14 protein-coding genes and 1 pseudogene are annotated in these 18,232 nt (G+C 72.7%); 7 read left to right on the top strand and 8 right to left on the bottom strand.

Features of this window, described 5'->3' with window-relative positions:
- Positions 1 to 37 precede the first annotated feature (37 nt).
- The 7 genes from E1267_RS27010 to E1267_RS26980 form a co-directional block, all read right to left on the bottom strand.
- Positions 38 to 1,057: a leucine-rich repeat domain-containing protein gene (locus tag E1267_RS27010; RefSeq protein ID WP_132336248.1), complete on the bottom strand. Its 1,020-nt coding sequence runs from the start codon at positions 1,055 to 1,057 to the stop codon at positions 38 to 40.
- On the bottom strand, positions 1,054 to 3,420 hold the full coding sequence (cutA, locus tag E1267_RS27005) for an aerobic carbon-monoxide dehydrogenase large subunit (RefSeq protein WP_132336246.1): 2,367 nt from the start codon (positions 3,418 to 3,420) through the stop codon (positions 1,054 to 1,056). Before cutA ends, E1267_RS27010 begins: the two co-directional genes overlap by 4 nt.
- Positions 3,417 to 3,959, bottom strand: a complete 543-nt coding sequence (locus tag E1267_RS27000; protein ID WP_132336244.1) for a (2Fe-2S)-binding protein — start codon at positions 3,957 to 3,959, stop codon at positions 3,417 to 3,419. Before E1267_RS27000 ends, cutA begins: the two co-directional genes overlap by 4 nt.
- Entirely contained in the window at positions 3,949 to 4,854 is a 906-nt protein-coding gene (locus E1267_RS26995) for an FAD binding domain-containing protein (protein WP_132336242.1), read from the bottom strand. The genes E1267_RS27000 and E1267_RS26995 overlap by 11 nt, the downstream gene beginning before the upstream one ends.
- The gene (locus tag E1267_RS26990; protein ID WP_132336240.1) at positions 4,851 to 6,275 is read right to left on the bottom strand and encodes a uracil-xanthine permease family protein; all 1,425 of its coding nucleotides are present in this window, start codon (positions 6,273 to 6,275) and stop codon (positions 4,851 to 4,853) included. Before E1267_RS26990 ends, E1267_RS26995 begins: the two co-directional genes overlap by 4 nt.
- Positions 6,276 to 6,423: 148 nt before the next feature.
- Complete coding sequence (locus tag E1267_RS26985) at positions 6,424 to 6,627, bottom strand: RNA-binding S4 domain-containing protein (protein WP_212746267.1); 204 nt, start codon at positions 6,625 to 6,627, stop codon at positions 6,424 to 6,426.
- A gap of 41 nt (positions 6,628 to 6,668) precedes the next feature.
- A complete protein-coding gene (locus E1267_RS26980) occupies positions 6,669 to 8,273 on the bottom strand; it encodes a PucR family transcriptional regulator (RefSeq protein ID WP_132336236.1) in 1,605 nt (534 codons plus the stop codon).
- 131 nt (positions 8,274 to 8,404) lie between these two features.
- On the opposite strand from E1267_RS26980, the gene E1267_RS26975 reads away from it, so the two are divergent.
- The 7 genes from E1267_RS26975 (at position 8,405) to E1267_RS26945 (ending at position 17,598) form a co-directional block, all read left to right on the top strand.
- On the top strand, positions 8,405 to 9,274 hold the full coding sequence (locus E1267_RS26975; RefSeq protein ID WP_246064288.1) for an oxamate carbamoyltransferase subunit AllH family protein: 870 nt from the start codon (positions 8,405 to 8,407) through the stop codon (positions 9,272 to 9,274).
- Positions 9,267 to 10,622: an AllF/FdrA family protein gene (locus tag E1267_RS26970; RefSeq protein WP_132336232.1), complete on the top strand. Its 1,356-nt coding sequence runs from the start codon at positions 9,267 to 9,269 to the stop codon at positions 10,620 to 10,622. Before E1267_RS26975 ends, E1267_RS26970 begins: the two co-directional genes overlap by 8 nt.
- On the top strand, positions 10,619 to 12,007 hold the full coding sequence (locus E1267_RS26965) for a YlbE family protein (RefSeq protein WP_132336230.1): 1,389 nt from the start codon (positions 10,619 to 10,621) through the stop codon (positions 12,005 to 12,007). Before E1267_RS26970 ends, E1267_RS26965 begins: the two co-directional genes overlap by 4 nt.
- A gap of 222 nt (positions 12,008 to 12,229) precedes the next feature.
- Positions 12,230 to 14,605, top strand: coding sequence for a serine/threonine-protein kinase (locus E1267_RS46640; RefSeq protein ID WP_246064287.1), 2,376 nt, complete (start codon positions 12,230 to 12,232; stop codon positions 14,603 to 14,605).
- 78 nt (positions 14,606 to 14,683) lie between these two features.
- A complete protein-coding gene (locus tag E1267_RS26955; protein ID WP_132336228.1) occupies positions 14,684 to 15,256 on the top strand; it encodes a TetR/AcrR family transcriptional regulator in 573 nt (190 codons plus the stop codon).
- 158 nt (positions 15,257 to 15,414) lie between these two features.
- Positions 15,415 to 16,230: an MOSC domain-containing protein gene (locus tag E1267_RS26950; protein ID WP_132336226.1), complete on the top strand. Its 816-nt coding sequence runs from the start codon at positions 15,415 to 15,417 to the stop codon at positions 16,228 to 16,230.
- Between the two features lie 81 nt (positions 16,231 to 16,311).
- Positions 16,312 to 17,598, top strand: coding sequence for an MFS transporter (locus E1267_RS26945; RefSeq protein WP_246064286.1), 1,287 nt, complete (start codon positions 16,312 to 16,314; stop codon positions 17,596 to 17,598).
- 233 nt (positions 17,599 to 17,831) lie between these two features.
- On the opposite strand, the pseudogene E1267_RS26940 reads toward E1267_RS26945, so the two are convergent.
- Positions 17,832 to 18,232 (bottom strand): annotated as a pseudogene (locus E1267_RS26940) (bifunctional 3'-5' exonuclease/DNA polymerase); the annotation flags it as partial.

Genomic DNA, 18,232 nt, shown 5'->3' with positions numbered 1-18,232 from the left:
GTCATGTGCGGAGGTACGCACCACCCGGCGCTCCGGTTCAGCGCAGAACCACGCACCCACGCGCGGCGAGCCGGCGCAGCACCTCGGGCTCGCCGTCGAGCTTGTTCCACCGCAGATCGAGCTTGTCCAGCGCAGGCAGCCGGTCGGGCAGCTCCCGGAGCCGGTTGTTGCGCAGGTCGAGCTGCCTGAGTCCGGACGGCAACGTGTCCGGCAGCTTGCCGAGCAGGTTGTCACGCAGGTCGAGCACCCGCAGCTCCTCCAGCTCGGCGACGGCCGCGGGCAGCCGGGTCAGCCGGTTGCCCTGAAGGTGCAGCTCACGCAGCCGGGTCAGCCCGCCGATCGTCTCGGGCAGCGACTCCAGGCGGTTGCCGTAGAGCCGCAGCTCCACCAGCGCGGCCATCCGTCCCAGCGCGTCCGGCAGGCGGGTGAGCCGGTTGTCGGTCAGGTTGAGGTAGGCGAGCCGGTCGAGCCGGCCGATCGCCGCGGGCACCTCGGTGAACAGGTTGTCGCTCAGGTAGAGGTAGTCGGTGAGCGCGAGGTCGCCGAGCTCGGGCGGGATGGACGTGAGCCGGTTGTGCCCGAGATCGAGCATGCGCAGCCCGGTCAGCCCGCCCACGGCCGCCGGCACCTCGGTCAGCGCGTTCCCGGCCAGGTTGAGCGACTCCAGCCGGGTCAGCCTCCACAACGAGCCGGGCACTTCGGTCAGCCCGTTCGCGCCCGCCGACAGGTGCCGCAGCCGCCCGCCGAGGCGGCCGGGCAGCGTGCGGACGCGGTTGCCGTACAGGAAGAGCGACTCCAGGGCCGGCGGGCAGGCGGGGACCGCCGTCAGCGCGTTGCCGTCCACGTGCAGCGCACGCAGGGCGGTCAGCCCCGACAGGTCGGGCAGGGCGCGCAGGCGGTTGCCGTCGAGCCTGAGCTCCTCCAGCGAGGCGAGCCCGGCCACCCGGCCGGGCACCTCGGTGATCGCGTTCCAGGCCAGGTCGATCAGGCGGACGCCGTCAGGGACGTCGGGGAAGGAGGTCAGCCCCGCTCCGGGGGCGCGCAGCTCCGGCCTCATTCCAGGGAGGCGTGACGTTCGCGCAGCTCGAAGAGCTCCGACGGGGAGATGGGCATGCGGTCGATCTCGAAGCCCTCGGCGTCCTCCAGGGCCGAGGCGACGACCGCGGAGACGGGGATCACGCCGGCCTCGCCCGCGCCCTTGATGCCGAGGGGGTTCAGCGGCGAGGGCGTCTCCAGGTGGGCGGTCTCGACGTGCGGGATCTCGGTGGCGTACGGCATCAGGAAGTCCATGAAGGAGGCGTTCGCCAGCTGGCCGTGCGAGTCGTACACCATGCGCTCGTAGAGCGCCCCGCCGATGCCCTGCGCCACTCCCCCGTGGATCTGCCCCTCGACGATCATGGGGTTGACCAGCCGCCCGCAGTCGTGCACGACGACGTAGCGCACCACCGTGATCTCGGCGGTGTCGGGGTCGGTCTCCACGACGGCGGCGTGCATGCCCGACGCGAACGTGGACCTGATCGGCGAGTAGTAGTCGCGCCCCTCCAGGCCCGGTTCCTCCCCTTCGGCGACCGGCGGCCGGTCGGGGGATGCCGTGCCGGAGAACTGGGTCGCCTTGGCCGCCTCGTCGTCGAAGGCGTAGCGCAGCGGGTTGGCCAGCACGGCCACCGTGGACAGCGGGATCGACGCCGACGGCGCCCCCGCCACGTGCACCATCCCGTCGTCGATCGCCAGGTCCGCCGGGTCGGCCTCCAGCGCGTCGGCGGCGATGCGCAGCGCCTTCTCGCGGACTTTCCTGCACGCCAGCGCGATCGCGTTGCCGCTCATGACGGCCGCCCGGGAGGCGAACGTGCCGACCGCGTAACCGAACCTGCGCGTGTCGCCGGTGACCACGCTCACCCGCTCGATGGGCACGCCCAGCTCGGTGGCGGCGATCTGGGCGAACACCGTCTCGTGCCCCTGCCCCTGCGAGGTGAGCCCGGTGGAGACGTGCACCCGGCCGTCGGAGGTGATCTGCACGTGCCCGCCCTCGTAGGGGCCCACGCCGGTGCCCTCGACGTAGCAGCCGAGGCCGATGCCGCGGCCGGGACGCCTCTCGTGCTCGTCCCAGCCGATCAGCTCCTTGACCATGCGGAGCATCTCGGGGTAGTTCCCGCTGTCGTAGATGAGCGGGCGTCCGTCCTGGAAGGTCATGCGCTGGTCGTACGGGAACTCGTCCGGCCCGATGAAGTTGACCGCCCGCACCTCCGTGCGGTCCTTGCCCAGGTGCCGGGCGATCTTGTCCATGGTCCGCTCCATGCAGAACACGGCCTGCGGCCTGCCCGCCCCTCTGTAGGGGGTGACCTGCACGGTGTTGGTGTAGAGGGAGGTGAACTCGACGCGGTAGGCGCCGATCTTGTACGGCCCCAGCAGCTGGGTGGAGGTCACGATCGGCACGATGATGCCGTAGGGCGTGTAGGCGCCGTGGTCATGCCGGATCGTCACGTCCAGCCCGAGGACGCGGCCGTCGTCGTCGAAGCCGACACGTACGTGCTGGATCTGGGCGCGCTCGTGGGCGGAGGAGATGAAGTGCTCCCTGCGGTCCTCCGTCCACTTGACCTCGCGCCCCAGCGTCATGGCGGCCCACGGCACGAGGATCTCCTCGGGCCACGGGTGCACGATCTTGACGCCGAAACCGCCGCCCACGTCTGGCGCGATCACCTCGACCTGCGGCAGCGGCAGGCCGAGCGTGGCGGCGACGGCCATGCGGACGCTGGTGGAGGTCTGGGTGCTGGAGTAGACGCGCAGGTCCCTGCCGTCCCAGCGGGCGTACACGCCGCGGCCTTCCAGGGGCGTGCTGGCGCTGCGTTCGATGTCGAGGCGGAAGGCGAGGGTGTGCGGCGCGGTCTCGATCGCCTCGCCGGCGCCGCGCCCGTCGGCCGCCGCGACCTCCTGGACGAGGTGGGCTCCGACATTGCCCGGCACGTCCTCGTGCACGAGCGCGGCCCCCTGCACGGCCTCCTCCAGGCCGACGACCGGCTTGAGCTGCTCGTAGCCGACCTCGATGAGCGCGCAGGCGTCCTCGGCGGCGTACCGGTCGCTCGCCACGACCATGACGACCGGCTCGCCGACGTGCCTGACGACGTCGCGGGCCAGCGGGTAGGCGGTGCGGCCGTGGGTGAGCGCCGGGTGCGGGATCAGCAGCGGGAGCGCCCTGCCCACCCGCTCGGGCAGGTCCTCCCAGGTGTAGATCGCCATGAGCCCCGGCACGTCGAGGGCGGGCGTCACGTCGATGTCGCGGATGCGGGCGTGGGCGTGCGGCGAGCGGACGAAGGCGGCGGCGAGCGCGTCACGGCCGAGATCGTCGAGGTAGCGTCCCTGCCCGGTGAGCAGCCGGGGGTCCTCGCGCCGCTGCACGGGCTCGCCGAACAACCTCGTCGTCATCTCTCCTCCGCCAGCAGCTCGGCGGCCCGGTGGACGGCCTTGACGATGTTCTGGTAGCCGGTGCAGCGGCACAGGTTGCCCGCGATGCCCTCGACGATCTCGTCGTCCGACGGCGCCGGGTTCTCCCTGAGGAACGCGGTGACCGTGCACAGGAACCCGGGCGTGCAGAACCCGCACTGCAGCCCGTGACACTCCGCGAACGCCCGCTGCACCGGCGACAGCGCTGTGTCCATGGCCTCCGCCTCGTGGATGCGGCTCGGTCGCTCGGATCCGCCGCCTTCCCTCGTCGCTCCCTCGCGGGCCAACCCTTCGACGGTGGTGATCTCCTGTCCGTCCACGGTGACCGCGAACGTCAGGCACGACCGTACGGGCCGGCCGTCGAGCAGCACCGTGCAGCAGCCGCAGACGCCGTGCTCGCAGCCCACGTGGGTGCCGGTCAGGCCCAGGTCGTGGCGCAGGCAGTCGGACAGCAGCCGGCGGGCGGGCACCTCCACCCGTCTGGTGGCGCCGTTCACGACGAGCGTGATCTCATGCTCCACGGGCGGCCGTCCCTTCCCTCGCCGCGTTGCGCAGCGCCCGCTCGGCGAGCACGCCCACCAGGTGCCGCCGGTAGGCGGCCGAGGCGTGCACGTCGCTCTCGGGCTCGGTCTCCTCCTGTACGGCCCGTGCCGCGTCCGCCCAGCCCCGGTCCGCTCTCTCGCCGCCCGTTCCCGCGCTGTCCGTATCGGCGCCGTCCGCGCCCTCGCACGCGGCGGTCACGTCCACGACGACGGGCACGGGGCCGACGCCGACGCAGGCGACCCTGGCGGCGGTGACGCGCGCGTCGTCGTCCAGCGTGACCACGGCGCAGACCCCGGCCAGCGCGTAGTCGCCGTGCCTGCGGGCCACCTCCTCGAAGGCGGTGCCGGTGCGCGGCCCGAGCGCGGGGAAGTACGCCGACACGGCCAGCTCGCCCGGCTGGACCGCCGACTCCAGGGGCCCGGTGAAGAACTCCCGCGCCGGCACGTCCCGCTCGACGGCCCGCCCGTCCCACCGGGCCACCCTGACCGTGCCGTCCAGCACCGCCAGCACGGCGGGCAGCTCGGCGGCCGGGTCGGCGTGCACGAGGCTGCCCACCACCGTGCCCCGGTTGCGGATCACCGGGTGGGCGACCAGCCTCAGGGCCCGGGTGAGCAGCGGATGCGCGCCCGCGTGCTCGGCATCGGAGTGCCTGACCAGCGCGCCCACCCTGACGCCCGCCGGGCTCGCGTCGACCGCGGACAGGGAGCCGATCCGGTTGATGTCGACGAGATGCTCGGGAGCTGCCAGCCGCATGTTCATCAGGGGGATCAGGCTCTGCCCGCCGGCCAGGACCTTGCCGCGCACCTGCGCGAGCGTGCGCAGCGCCGCGCCGACGTCGCGGGGCGCGTGGTAGGTGAACGGCGGCGGCTTCACGCGGGCCCGCTCCCGGCCTGCTCGGGGGCCCGTCCGGGGGCGGGCCCGGCGATGGCCCTCAGCAGGTGGTAGCCGCCCAGCACCACGATGGTGCCGAGCGCGATGCCCTCCAAGGTGAAGTCGCCCCCGATGAAGTGCTGCACAGGTCCGATGGCCAGGATGATGCCCGCCCCGGTCGGAACCATGTTCACGGGGTCGCCGAGATCCACCCGGTTCTCGATCCAGATCTTTGCGCCGAGCAACCCGATCATGCCGTAGAGGATCACGGTGACGCCGCCGAGCACCCCTCCGGGGGTGGCCGCGATCAGCGCGCCGAACTTGGGGCACAGGCCGAACAGGATCGCGATGACCCCCGCGATGTAGTAGGCGGCCGTGGAGTAGACCTTGGTGGCCGCCATGACGCCGATGTTCTCGGCGTACGTCGTGGTGGGCGAGCCGCCGACCGAGCTGGCGAGCGCGGTGGTGACGCCGTCGGCGGCGACGGCGCGGCCGACGTACGGGTCGACGTCGGTGCCCGTCATCTCGCCGACCGCCTTGACGTGGCCGATGTTCTCGGCGATGAGCGCGATGACCGCGGGCAGCACCAGCAGCACGGCGGAGGTCTTGAAGTCGGGCCCGTGGAACTCGGGCAGCCCGATCCAGGCGGCCTGCGCCACCGGCTCGAAGTCGACCCGGTCGTGCGGGAACGCCGTCGCCACGCAGTACGTGCCCTCGGCCTGGCAGGCGGCCCCGGAGGCGTCGCGCAGGTTGGCTCCAGGCAGCACCGACGTGATCGGCCCGGCCACCCTGTCCAGCACCCACGACAGCACGAACCCGGCGACGAGCCCCACCAGCACGCCGATCCGCCCGATGAACCCCTTGAACAACACGATCACCACGAACGTGATCAGCATCGTGACGAGGGCGACCCAGTGGTCCTGCGGCCAGTACGTGTCCGCCACCACGAACGCCAGCCCGAACCCGATCAGCATGACCACCGCGCCCGTGACCACGGGCGGGAAGACGCGGTGGATGATCCGCACGCCGAGGACGTGGATGGCCAGCCCGGCCAGCGCCAGCACGAGCCCGGCGACCAGGATGGCGCCGGTCACGATGGCGTCCGCTCCCGCGGTGTCGCCGCCCGCCGCGGCCCTGATGGCGAACACGCCGCCGACGAAGGACGCGCTGGTGCCGAGGTAGCTCGGCACCTTGCCCTTCACGATCAGCAGGAACAGGATCGTCGAGACGCCTGACATCATCACGGCGATGTTGGGGTCGAGCCCCATCACCAGGGGGAAGACGAACGTCGCGCCGAACATCGCGATCACGTGCTGCGCGCCGAAGCCCATCATGCGGGGCCAGCTCAGCCGTTCGTCGGGCCTGACCACCTCGCCTGGGGCCAGGTGCTTGCCGTCACCGTGCTTGGTCCATCCCAAAACCATCGAGAGCCCCTCTGTACCGGGCGTTGCGCTGGGCCGGCGACACGCTTTCCGTTGCGGGCACATTAGGCCCGCGAGATCACTCCTACACGGGCATGATCTGCCAAATCTACGCCGGGAACCAGGGAGAAACTCGCGCCCGCGGCCCGCGCTATCCCACCCGGATCGAGAACCCTTCGCCGCTGACCACCTGGCCCGCCCGGATCTTGGCCCGCTTGCGCAGCTCGACCTCGCCGTCCACGAGCACCATGCCCTCGGCGATCAGCTGCTTGGCCATGCCGCCCGTCTCCGTGATGCCGCAGTATTTCAGCAGGTCGCACAGCGGGATGAAGTCGGAGCGCAGTTCGAAGTCCACGGGCCCCAAGCCTAGACGCCGCCTGGACGTCCCTCCCGCACCTAGATGCCGCGCATGCGCAGCACGTGGAGCGCGAGAGTGAGGTTGAGCCGCAGGTGCGGGTCGTCGGTGAAGCCGCCGAGCAGCCGCTCCAGCTTCCCGATCCGGTAGCGCAGCGTGTTGTAGTGGAAGTGCAGCCGCCTGGCCGTCTCGGCCACGTTCAGGTTGGTCTCCAGCAGGGCCTGGAGGGTGCGCCGCAGGTCGGCGTTCTCCGCGTCGTCGTCGGTGGCCAGCGGGCCGAGCGTCTCGCGTACGAACGCGTGCAGCTCGTCGGTGTCGTTCACCAGCGACAGCAGCCGGTAGACGCCGAGCTGGTCGAAGTGGGCGACCGCGCCGGGCCCGTGCAGCTGCCGACCGACCCTGGCGGCCTTCAGCGCCTGCGCGTAGGCGTCGGGCAGCGTCTCCGCCCCCGGGCTCGGCCTGGACGTGCCGGTCGAGAACGTCGCGGGCGGCGAGTCGGCGAACGCGCAGGCGGCGTCCCTGGCCACCTTGGAGACGTCGGCGGAGGCGTCGACCACGGCCACCACCTCGTGCGAGAACCCCGCCACCGCCCCCAGGGGGTCGTGCCGCCTGATCGCGGCCGTCCAGCAGGCCACCAGCCGGTCCTGGGCGCTGCGCTCGTCGCCGTCGGGGTCGAGCTCGGCCACCAGCACCGTCACGGGGCGCGACAGGTCCCACCCGAACGCCCTGGCCCTGGCCGTGACCCGCTCGACCGTGCCGGCCCGCCCGGTGAGCACGTCGCGCAGGAAGTCGGCCCGGTATTTGCTCTCGACGGCGTTGACCGCCTCCTGGCGGGTGACGACCAGGGCGGCGACGGTGGCGGCGCGTTCGAGGATGCCGACGTCGCTGTCCCGGATCGCCGCGGACGGGCTGTAGGCGACGATCCTGCCGTGGTGGTGGCCTCCGGCCAGCACCGGCACCGAGGCGAACGAGCGCTTGCGTGCCCCATCGGCCTCGGCCGTCGGGGGACCCTCGTGGGTGATCGACTCGCACAGGTCGCTCATGTGGGCGGCGGGACCGGCGGCGGCCAGCACGCGGCCGGAGCCGTCGACCGCGGCCACCGACACGTCCAGCAGGTGCGCGACCTCGGCGGTGACCTCGTTGAGCCCGCCACCGGCCAGCACCACCTGCACCAGCGCCCGGTGCGCCTCCTCGGCGCGGGCGAGCACGGCCGCCTGGCGGTTGAGGATGTCGGTGAGCACCTGGTTGAGGATGTCGTCGAAGCCGACGTCGTTCGGCAGCAGGATGAGCGGGAAGCCGAGCCGGTCGGCCTGCTCGGCCATCTCGGCGGGCAGCTCGTCGACGTAGCGGCCCAGCTTGATCGCCAGGGCGGAGAGCCCCCGCTCGTCCAGGTCGGCCACCAGCCGGCCGAGCGACTGGGGCGTGTTGCGCAGCGGGTAGCCGGTGGTGAGCAGCAGTTCGTGCGGCTTGACCCAGGCCAGGATGTCGGGCACCTCCATGACGTTGAGCCGCTGCACGATGCGGCCCAGCCCTTGCTCCCCCGCGATCAGCCTGGCCTCGGCGAGGGTGGACACGCCGAGCACCTCGCCGACGGACACGCCATGGGTGATCGTTCCGGTGCTGGCCAGACGGACGGGGGGCTCCATGGACAAGATTGTGACCCCGGGAGTCGTCTGTCAGGAAGAGCCAACCTTCCCGCTCACTGTTGGCAAATTTACCCGTACGGAGGGTTCCGGGCCCGTTCTACGGTCAGGACCAGGGTCGGTTGGGAGGTCTGGTGACGGTCGGTACTCACGCGCGACGTACCCGCGTCCACGTCACGGGAGCGGCCAGCGCGGCCGTGCGTCCCGTCCTGGAGTCGTCCCGCCGCCCGGCGCGTGTGCTCGCCGCGTTCCCCGGCGGGATCTACCTGGAGGTCAGGACCGAGCTCGAACCTTCGGTGATCGCGCTCATCACCGGCGAGGCGATCCGGCTGCCCAACTCCGTGCTGCTGGCCGGGCCGCTCCCGAGGGTCACGGTGGGTGACGACGCCTCGGTGGGCGACCGGTCGATCGAGCTGGGCCCGCTGAGCCTGACCGTACGGCGCTGGTGGGATCCCGCGCCGCCGCTCGGCCCTGTGGACCTCACGAGCCTCGCGTACGCCGCCGCCCGCCTGATCGACCCGCCCGAGCCCGGTCTGACCGGCAACGCCGCGGTCGGGATGCTCGCGGGCGGGTGCGCCGAGGGCCGGCTGCTCCGGACGGTGACGGCGGCCGAACAGCTGATGGGCCTGGGGCCCGGGCTCACGCCGAGCGGCGACGACGTGCTGGCCGGGCTGCTGGTGACGCTGCGGCGCCTGGGCGCGGCGGCCGGGGTGGAGCGGGCGGTCTGGCTGGCGGGCTGGCTCGGCGCGACGGTCACGTTCGACGCCCGCTCACGGACGACGCCCCTGTCGGCCACGCTGCTGCACTGCGCGGCCGCGGGCGCGGCCAGCCCCGAGGTGACCGGGGTGCTGCGCGGCCTGGCCGGCACGCAGCCGCTCGAACCGGCGCTGCGCCGGCTGCACCGGCTCGGCCACACGTCGGGATCCGACCTGGCGCAGGGCGTCGCCATCGGGGTGCACGCGATCCTCTCCCTGGGAGAGTCCCGGGGGCGGCCCCATGAGTGACGTTCCGCGCGAGGTGGTGCTGGTCCGGCGGGGGACCTATCACGACTCCGTCACCCTCATGCGGGTCAGCCAGGCGTTGTCCGGCCTGCCGGGCGTGACCTCGGCCATGGTCGCCATGGCCACCGAGCTCAACGTCTCCATCCTGCGCGAGCTGGGGTTCTCGATCCCGGAGAGCGACCCTGGGGATCTGCTGATCGCCGTACGGGCGAGCGACACCGAAACCGCCGTCGAGGAGGCCGACCGGCAGCTCACCGCCTCCCGGCGGTCGGACCCCGCGCCGGAGCACCAGCCGCCGCTGACCACCCGCTCGGCCGCGAGAGAACCGGCCGGTCTCGTGCTCGTCTCCACTCCAGGGGAGCACGCCTTCGCCGAGGCTCTGGACGCCGTCGAAGCGGGCCTGCCCGTCATGATCTTCAGTGACGGCGTCCCTGTGTGGCAGGAACGCCTGCTGAAGGAGCGGGCGGAGGCCAGGGACGTCCTCGTGATGGGCCCCGACTGCGGCACGGCGGTGATCGGCGGCGTCGGCCTCGGCTTCGCGAACGTGCTCCGCCCCGGCCCCGTCGGCGTGGTGGCTGCCTCCGGCACCGGCGCGCAGCAGGTGACGTCCCTGCTCGATCGGGCGGGCACCGGCGTCAGCCACGTGCTCGGTGTGGGCGGCAGGGACCTGTCGGTCGAGGTGGGCGGGCTGTCGGCGCTACGGGCGCTGCGCATGCTCGACGAAGACCCGGCCACCGAGCTGATCGTGCTCGTCTCCAAGCCGCCCGCGCCCGAGGTGGCGCGGGCCGTGGAGGAGTCGCTCGGCCGGCTGCGCACGCCCGTCGTACGCGCGCTGCTCCAGGAAGGCGCACCCGATCTGACGGAGGCGACCGAGCAGGCGCTGCGCGCCCTGGGCAGGCCCGTGCCCGAGTGGCCGTCGTGGCCGTCGTGGCCGGGCGGCCGCCCGCCCGCCAAGACGATCAAGGGCGTCTACGCCGGCGGCACGCTCGGCGCGGAGGCCGCGATGATCACCGGCACCGGCGACGTCGTCGACTACGGCGACGACGCCTACACCAGGGGACGCGCCCATCCCATGATCGACCCGTCGCTCCGCGTCGAGGCGCTCTCCCACACCCAGGACACCGACGTGGTGCTCATGGACGTGGTGCTGGGCCACGGTGCCGACCCCGACCCGGCCGCCTCGCTCGCGCACGCCGTGGCCCGCGCTCCTGCCACCGTCGTCGTCGCCCTGATCGGCACGGAGGGCGACCCGCAGGACCTGCACCGTCAGGCCGCCGCCTTCCGCGAGGCGGGCGCGGCCGTGTTCACCTCCAACGCCGAGGCCGCCCGGCACGCCAGGAGCCTGCTGTGACCCTGCTCTCCGCACCGGCCCGCGTCGTCACCGTCGGCGCCGGCCTGCTCGACGACGCGCTCACGGCCCAGGCCGTGCCCACGGTTCCCGTGGCGTGGCGGCCGCCGCTGCCCGGCACCGCCGAGGCGCTGGCCAAGGTCCTCGCCGACCCGCGCAGGCCGGCCGCCAACGAGCTGGCGGCCGGCCGGCTGACCTCCGCCCGCCCGCAGCTGGTGGGCGTGCGGCGGGCCTCCGAGGTGCTGGCGGAGGGGACATTCCTGCACGCGGGCCCGCCCATCACGTGGGAGCGCGCGTCCGGCCCGATGCGCGGCGCCCTCATCGGCGCGATGTTGCTGGAGGGTCTGGCGGGCGACGAGCACGAGGCAGCCCGTACGCTCGCCGCGGGCGGCGTCACGCTGCGCCCGTGCCACGAGCACGCCGCCGTGGGCCCGATGGCGGGCGTGGTGAGCCCGTCCATGTGGGTGTTCGAGGTGCGCGACGCGGAACACGGCGGAACCGCCTACTGCTCGCTCAACGAGGGCCTGGGCAAAGTGCTGCGCTACGGCGCGTACGGGCCCGAGGTGCTGGAGCGGCTGCGCTGGATGGACGAGGTGCTCGGCCCCGCCCTGGCCGCGGCGCTGGAGCGTACGGGGCCGATCGACCTGCGTACGCTGATCGCGCAGGCGCTGCAGATGGGCGACGAGCTGCACAACCGCAACCGCGCCGCCACCTCGCTGCTGCTGCGCGAGCTGGCGCCCGCCGTGGTCGAGGCCGCGCCCGGCGTCGCCGCGCAGGTGTTGCGCTTCATCAACGGCAACGACCACTTCTTCCTCAACGCCGGCATGGCCGCGGCCAAGGTCAGCACCGACGCCGCCCGGGACGTGCCCGGCTCCTCCCTCGTGGTCGCGATGGCGAGGAACGGCACCGACTTCGGCGTGCAGGTCTCGGGCCTCGGCGGACGCTGGTTCACCGGTCCGGCCGGGGTGCCCGACGGGCTCTATCTGGGCGCGTACGGCCCGGAGGACGCCAACCCGGACATCGGCGACTCCACCATCACCGAGACCTCGGGCCTGGGCGGCTTCGCGATGGCGGCCTCCCCCGCCATCGTGCGCTTCGTCGGCGGCGAGGTCGCCGACGCCGTCAGAGCCACCCGTTCGATGTACGAGATCACGCTGGCCGAGCATCCCGCCTATCAGATCCCGGGCCTCGGCTTCCGCGGCACTCCTGTCGGCATCGACCTCACGCTGGTGGCGAGGACCGGCCTGCTGCCCGTGGTCAACACCGGCATCGCGGGCCGCGTGGCCGGCACGGGTCAGGTCGGCGCGGGTCTGGTCGAGCCGCCCGCGGAGGCGTTCACCCACGCGTTGCTGGCATTGGCACGCTCAGTAAGCGAGTCATTCGAATAGCGAAATATCCGTACGTCAGCACTATTGTCAAGCAATGTCAGCTTCCCTTGCGGTTATAGCGCCGATATCGTAACGAACCTCAGGCCAGCAAGAAATCCGCCGCGGCCCTCCTCCGGGCCTGGTCAAAAGCCCCATGCGGCAGCGTCCGGCGGGTTTCTCAGTGCCAATCTGCAAGTAGCGTGAGAACGCACGTGACGGATGAGGCGAGATGGGGGCGGAGACATGGCAGCCGACCGCTTGCTCAGCGGCCCCGGCGCGGAGGGAGGCCCCCCGAGCGGCACCCCGCAGAGCCAGGGCCGCCTGATCGGCCGGCGCTACCGGTTGATGTCGCCGGTCGGCAGAGGCGGCATGGGGATGGTCTGGCAGGCCCACGACGTCCTCCTCGACCGCGACGTCGCGGTCAAGGAGCTGATCCTGCCGTACGGGCTCGACCACGCGGGCAAGCAGGTGGCCCACCGGCGCATGCTGCGCGAGGCCAGGTCCGCCGCCCGGCTGACCCATCCCGGCATCGTGACCGTGCACGACGTCGTCGAGGAGGACGGCCGCCCGTGGATCGTGATGGAGTTGGTCCGCGCGTGGTCCCTCGAACAGGCCGTACGCCAGAGCGGGCCGCTGCCGGTGATCCAGGCGGCCGAGATCGGCATCCGGGTGCTCGACGCGGTCAGGCACGCCCACGCCGCCGGCATCATGCACCGCGACATCAAGCCCGGCAACGTGCTGCTGACCTCCGACCGGGTGGTGCTGACCGACTTCGGCATCGCCGCCATCGAGGGCGATGTGACGATCACGCAGACCGGGCTCCTCATGGGGTCGCCCGCGTACATCCCGCCCGAGCGCCTGTCCGGGCAGCCGATCACGCAGGCGGCCGACCTGTGGTCGTTCGGCGCCACGCTGTACGCCGCGGTCGAGGGGCGGCCGCCGTACGAAGGGCCCGACGCGATCGCGGTGCTCGGCGCGGTGCTCACGCAGGACCCGATCAGGCCGCAGCGGGCCGGGGCGCTGATGCCCGTCATCGAGGGCCTGCTGCGCAAGAACCCGGCTGAGCGGCTGACCTCGGCCCAGGTCATCGAGATGCTGGAGGCGGTGCTGCGCGCGCACGGCTCTCCCCGGCCGCGCCCGCCGGAGACGCTGCCCAGCCAGGCCGACCCGACGCCCGCGGTGCTGCTGCCACCGCTCGAACACCCTTCGGGGCCGATGCCGTCGCGGATCGTGGAGACGCCCTCAGGGCCGGTGCGGGTGCCGTACGACCCGGCGAGCAGCCCGTCGGGGGGCTACTCGATGCCCTATGACGGGATGACGAGCCCGTCGGGCAGCCACAGGACCGACCAGTTACCTCCGGCGCAGGGGTTCGACGCGTTCACCGCCCCTTCGGGTCCGCACCGGCCGGACAGCGGCCCGCACCCACTCGGCGGCCCGCCCTCTTTCGACGGCGCGCCTTCCCCAGGCGGCCACTCCTCGCTGGACGACCCCGCACACCCGGGCGACCCCTCGTTCCCCAGCGGCCCCTCGTCCCTGGACGGTGCTTCGCAGCTGGGCGGGCCCCCGTCCGTGGACGGCCCCTCCTCGTTCGCCGGTCCCTCTTCCCTGGGCGGCTCCCCTGCGGGCGGCGGCCCGTCCTCGCTCGACGGCGCGCCTGTGCCGGGCGGCCCGTCCGTGTTCCACGACCCGTTCGCTCCCGGCGGCCCGTCCTCGGCGGGCGGTCAGGCCCCGTTCAAGCCGTACCGGCCCATGGACGACTCCGCCGACGGACCGAACGCGCACTCAGGGCCGCAACCCCGGCCGATCCTGCCGCTGACCTCCGACAGCCGCACGTCCGGCGCGACCCCGTGGCCGCTGGCCTCTCCCGCGGTCCTGCACGAGCAGTCACGCAACCTGGCGCACGACATCAGCCGCAACCGCCTCACCACGCTGCCCGGCGCGTCGCCGCGCAGCGGCACGAGCCGGCGCAGGAACGAGGACGACGGCGGCGGCACGTGGATCCGTGACGGCCGGCCGACGCCGCTCACGTTCGTCAGCGCGATCGTGGCGGTGGCCGTCGTGGCGGGCGCCGTGATGATCATCCTGTCCGGCGGGCCGGCGCGGGAGCAGGCCGCGGTCACGGCCGCGGCGGCATCCGCGGCCGCTGCGCCGAGCCCCACGACCGGGGGCGGCGAGCCCTCCCCCGTGCCGGAGGGCCACGAGGAGCACGCCCTCTCCGGGTTCGCGGCCGGCGTGCCGGTGGACTGGAGGCCGGTCGAGACGGACGGCGGGGCCACGTTCGACGGGCCGAAGGACTCCGGCATGCGGATCGTGGTGGAGCGGGCGACGCCGCAGGCCGACGGCGGGTTGTCCCGGCTGAGCAAGGAGGAGGCCGAGGGCGGCAGGGAGAGCTACATCCAGGTGCAGTTGCGGGATCTGTCCTACAGAGGGTGGAAGGCCGCGGACTGGGAGTACACCTACACCACCGCCAGTGGCGTCCCCATGCACGCGCTCACCCGGTACGTCACTATCGACGGCAGGACCGCGTTCACGATCACGTTCGACATGCCCGAGCTGAAGTGGGACGACCAGGCCGGCACGCGCAAGGTGTTCCTCGACACGTTCCGCACAAGCGCCTGACGCCGGCGAGTTCCCCGTCTCGCGGACCGCATCCCACCATATTGCACTGATCGTTCCAAAACTGGTAGCGTACCGGACATGGCGCGACCGAGGACGTTCGAGGAGGACCGTGCGGTCGAGGCCGCCATGCTCGCGTTCTGGGACGCGGGCTACGAGAACACCTCGACGCAGGCCCTGTGCGCGGCCACCGGCCTCGGGCGCAGCAGCATCTACAACACCTTCGCGAGCAAGCACGACCTGTTCAAGAAGGCGCTGCGCCACTACATGGACGGGCGCAACGCCAGGCTCGCCGGACTGATGGGCTCCGGCCTGCCCGCCAAGGACAAGGTCGGCGCCGTGCTGGGGTGGGCGGTCGAGCCCGACCCCGAGGAGCCGGCCGGCTGCCTGGTGGTCAACTCGTTGGTCGAGCTGGGCCCGCACGATCCGGAGGTCGCCGAGCTGCTGCGGCTCGACAACGACAAGCGGGTGCGGATGATGCGCTCGGCGATCGAGGAGGGCATGGCACGGGGCGAGATCGACGCGGAGAAGGACGCGCTCGCCCTGGCGCACTTCGTCGTGGCCACCGTCAGCGGCATGCGCGTGGCCGCCCGCGGCGGGGCCGGCCGGGAAACCCTCGCCTCCATCGCGCGGACCGCGCTGGACGCGTTCTGAGTTTTCTGTTCCCTGATTTTGCACTGATCGATTCAAAATACGTGGAGGAAGGCCATGCCACTGGCCGTCTACATATTGGGCCTGTCGATATTCGCGGCCCCGCACCGCAGGACGGCGCCTCTTCAGAGCGCGCCGATCAGTGAGATACGGTCGGCCGCATGAAGCTGGGGAGCGTTCGCTTTTATCCCATCAAGTCCACTGCGGGCCATGAGGTCGATGAGGCCGAGGTACACCCGTGGGGCCTGGCGGGGGACCGGCGTTACCTCATCACCGACAGGGACGGGATCATCCTGACAGCGCGCGAGGAACCGGCCCTGCTGGCCTGTGTGGGCCGGCTCGACGGTGACACGCTCACGCTGACCGGCCCGCACGCCGCCCCGCTGCGGGTCACACCGGCCGCCGTGACGTCCACGGTGGACGTGTGGGGCACCCCGGTGGAGCTCACCGACTGCGGTGACGACGCGGCCCGGTGGTTGTCGGAGCTCGCCGGACAGCCGGTCCGGCTCAAGTGGCTGGACGACCCGGCCCGCCGCCCGGTCGATCCGGCGTACGGACGGCCGGACGACCGGGTGAGCCTGGCGGACGCCTATCCCCTTCTCCTCACGACCGGCGCGTCGCTCGGCCGACTGAACGACTGGATCGTGGAGACGGCGCTCGAACGCGGCGAGGAGCCGCCCGGCCCGCTGCCCATGCACCGCTTCCGGCCGAACGTGGTGATCGACGGGGTGGACGAGCCCTTCGCCGAGGACGAGTGGAAGCGGCTGCGCATCGGCGACGTGGACTTCCGGGTCACCAAGCGCTGCGACCGCTGCGTGCTGACGACGATCGACACCACCACGTACACCAAGGGCAAGGAGCCCATCAGGACGCTGTCCAGGCACCGCAATCGGGACGGCAAGGTCTGGTTCGGGATCAACCTGATCCCCGACGGCCCCGGGCACATCGCCGTGGGCGACGCGGTCGCGATCCTGTGAGAGTTTCGCCGTCCGTCACCCTATGAGAACAGGACGCTGTCGTCTTTAGGGTGATGTTGGGGGTTATGTCAGACTTCACTGGTGACCAGCGCCCCCATCCAGCCCACGATGCTGCCCTCTGACCGGATCCCGAGCGTTCAGCGTCGTACCCTCGCGGTCCTGTCCGCGACGCAGATCGTGGGCGGCGTGGGCGTGGCGGTCGGGCTGGCGCTCAGCTCGGTGGTCGTGGACGAGCTGTCGGGATCCACCGTGATCAGCGGCTTCGCCGGCACGGCCACCGTGCTCGGCGCGGCGCTGCTGGCCCTGCCGACGGCCAGGGCCTCGGGCAGCGGCGGGCGGCGCGCGGGCCTGTCGCTCGCCTACCTCGCGGCGCTGGCCGGCTGCGCGATCTCCGTGGCCGCCATCAGCCTGGGCTCGTGGCCGCTCCTGCTGGCCGGGCTGGTGCTGGTCGGCGGCGGCAGCGCGGGCAGCCTGGCGGCGCGCTACTCCGCCACGGACCTGTCGCCGAAGGGCCGCTCGGCCAGGCACCTCTCCCTGGTCGTCTGGGCCTCCACCATCGGCTCCGTCGCCGGCCCCAACCTGGCCAGACCCGCCGACCAGGTCGGCATGAGGCTGGGGATGGCGGAGAAGGCCGGGCCGTTCGCGTTCTCCGCGCTGGCGTTCGCCCTGGCGCTGCTCATCATCCTCGTACTGCTCAGGCCTGACCCGCTCAAGCTGGCACGCGGGCTGCAGGACACACAGGAGACGCCCGGCCCCGGCCGCAACCGGACCATCAGGACGGCCTGGGAGACGCTGCGGACGACCCCGATGGCCCGCACGGCGCTGATCATGATCGCGGTCAGCCACACGGCGATGGTGTCGGTCATGTCGATGACCCCCGTCAAACTTCACCACGACGGCGCCAACCTCGACGTCATCGGCATCGTGATCAGCCTGCACATCGCCGGCATGTACGTGCTGTCGCCGGTCGTCGGCTGGCTGGCCGACAAGGCGGGCAAGGTGCCGGTGCTGGCGCTCGGCATGGCCCTGCTGCTCTGCGCGGCCACGCTGGCGGGCACGGCGGGCCACCGGGTGTGGCAGGTGACGGCGGCGCTGGTGCTGCTCGGGCTGGGCTGGTCGTGCGGCCTGGTGTCCGGCTCCGCCCTCGTCACGGAGTCCGTCCCGCTGTCGCGCCGCCCGGCCGTACAGGGGCTGTCGGACCTGCTGATGAACGTCTGCGGCGCCACGGGCACGATCGTCGCCGGGGCGATCGTCGGACTGCTCGGCTACGGCATGCTCGGCCTGGTCGTCGGCGTCATGGTCACCCTCGCCGGCCTCTGGCTCGCCTCGATCCGGCGCCGCACCCCCGCCGCCCCTTCCGCCGGGTAACGAGCCCGACCTGTGGCCGCCCTCCGCGGCAGCCAAGGACCTACGCCGTCGACCCGGCCCGCGCAGGCGGGCGACCCACCACACCGGCGCTCCGTCCGGAGGGCCGCGCCCGTATCCGTGCGAGGCGGCGCGCCGTGACGAGCCCGCGGAGCAGGCGCGCGTTCGAGCCAGGGCGCCACGGAGCACGGACGGCATCCCGGGCGAGCCGTGCGGAGGACCGGGGTGCGGCTCGTCTACTTGGCGTCGGCGTAGGAGGTGACCGCCACGGTCTCCATGGGGAAGCGCACCGGCGTCCGCCCGAACAGCAGCCTGCTCGCCTCGGCCGCCGCGGACGACACCGCCGCCATCACCTCCTCGGCCTGCTCCAGCGGGCAGTGCACCATCACCTCGTCGTGCTGGAAGAAGACCAGCCGGGCCGGCTCGGGCAGCAGCCCGCGCAGGACCGCCATCAGCGCGAGCGCCCACTCGGCCGCCGTGCCCTGGACGACGAAGTTGCGGGTGAACCGCCCACGGTCCCTGGCCGCCCACCCGCCCTCGGGTCCGGACACCAGCTCCTTCCAGCGCGCCGACGGAGGCGGGCAGGTGCGCCCGAGCCACGAGCGTACGAGCCGCCCCTCCTCGCCCGCCTTCGCCG

It is taken from the genome of Nonomuraea longispora (assembly GCF_004348345.1).
Taxonomy (GTDB): Bacteria; Actinomycetota; Actinomycetes; order Streptosporangiales; family Streptosporangiaceae; genus Nonomuraea; species Nonomuraea longispora.
This window is presented reverse-complemented; position numbering and strand designations above follow the sequence as displayed.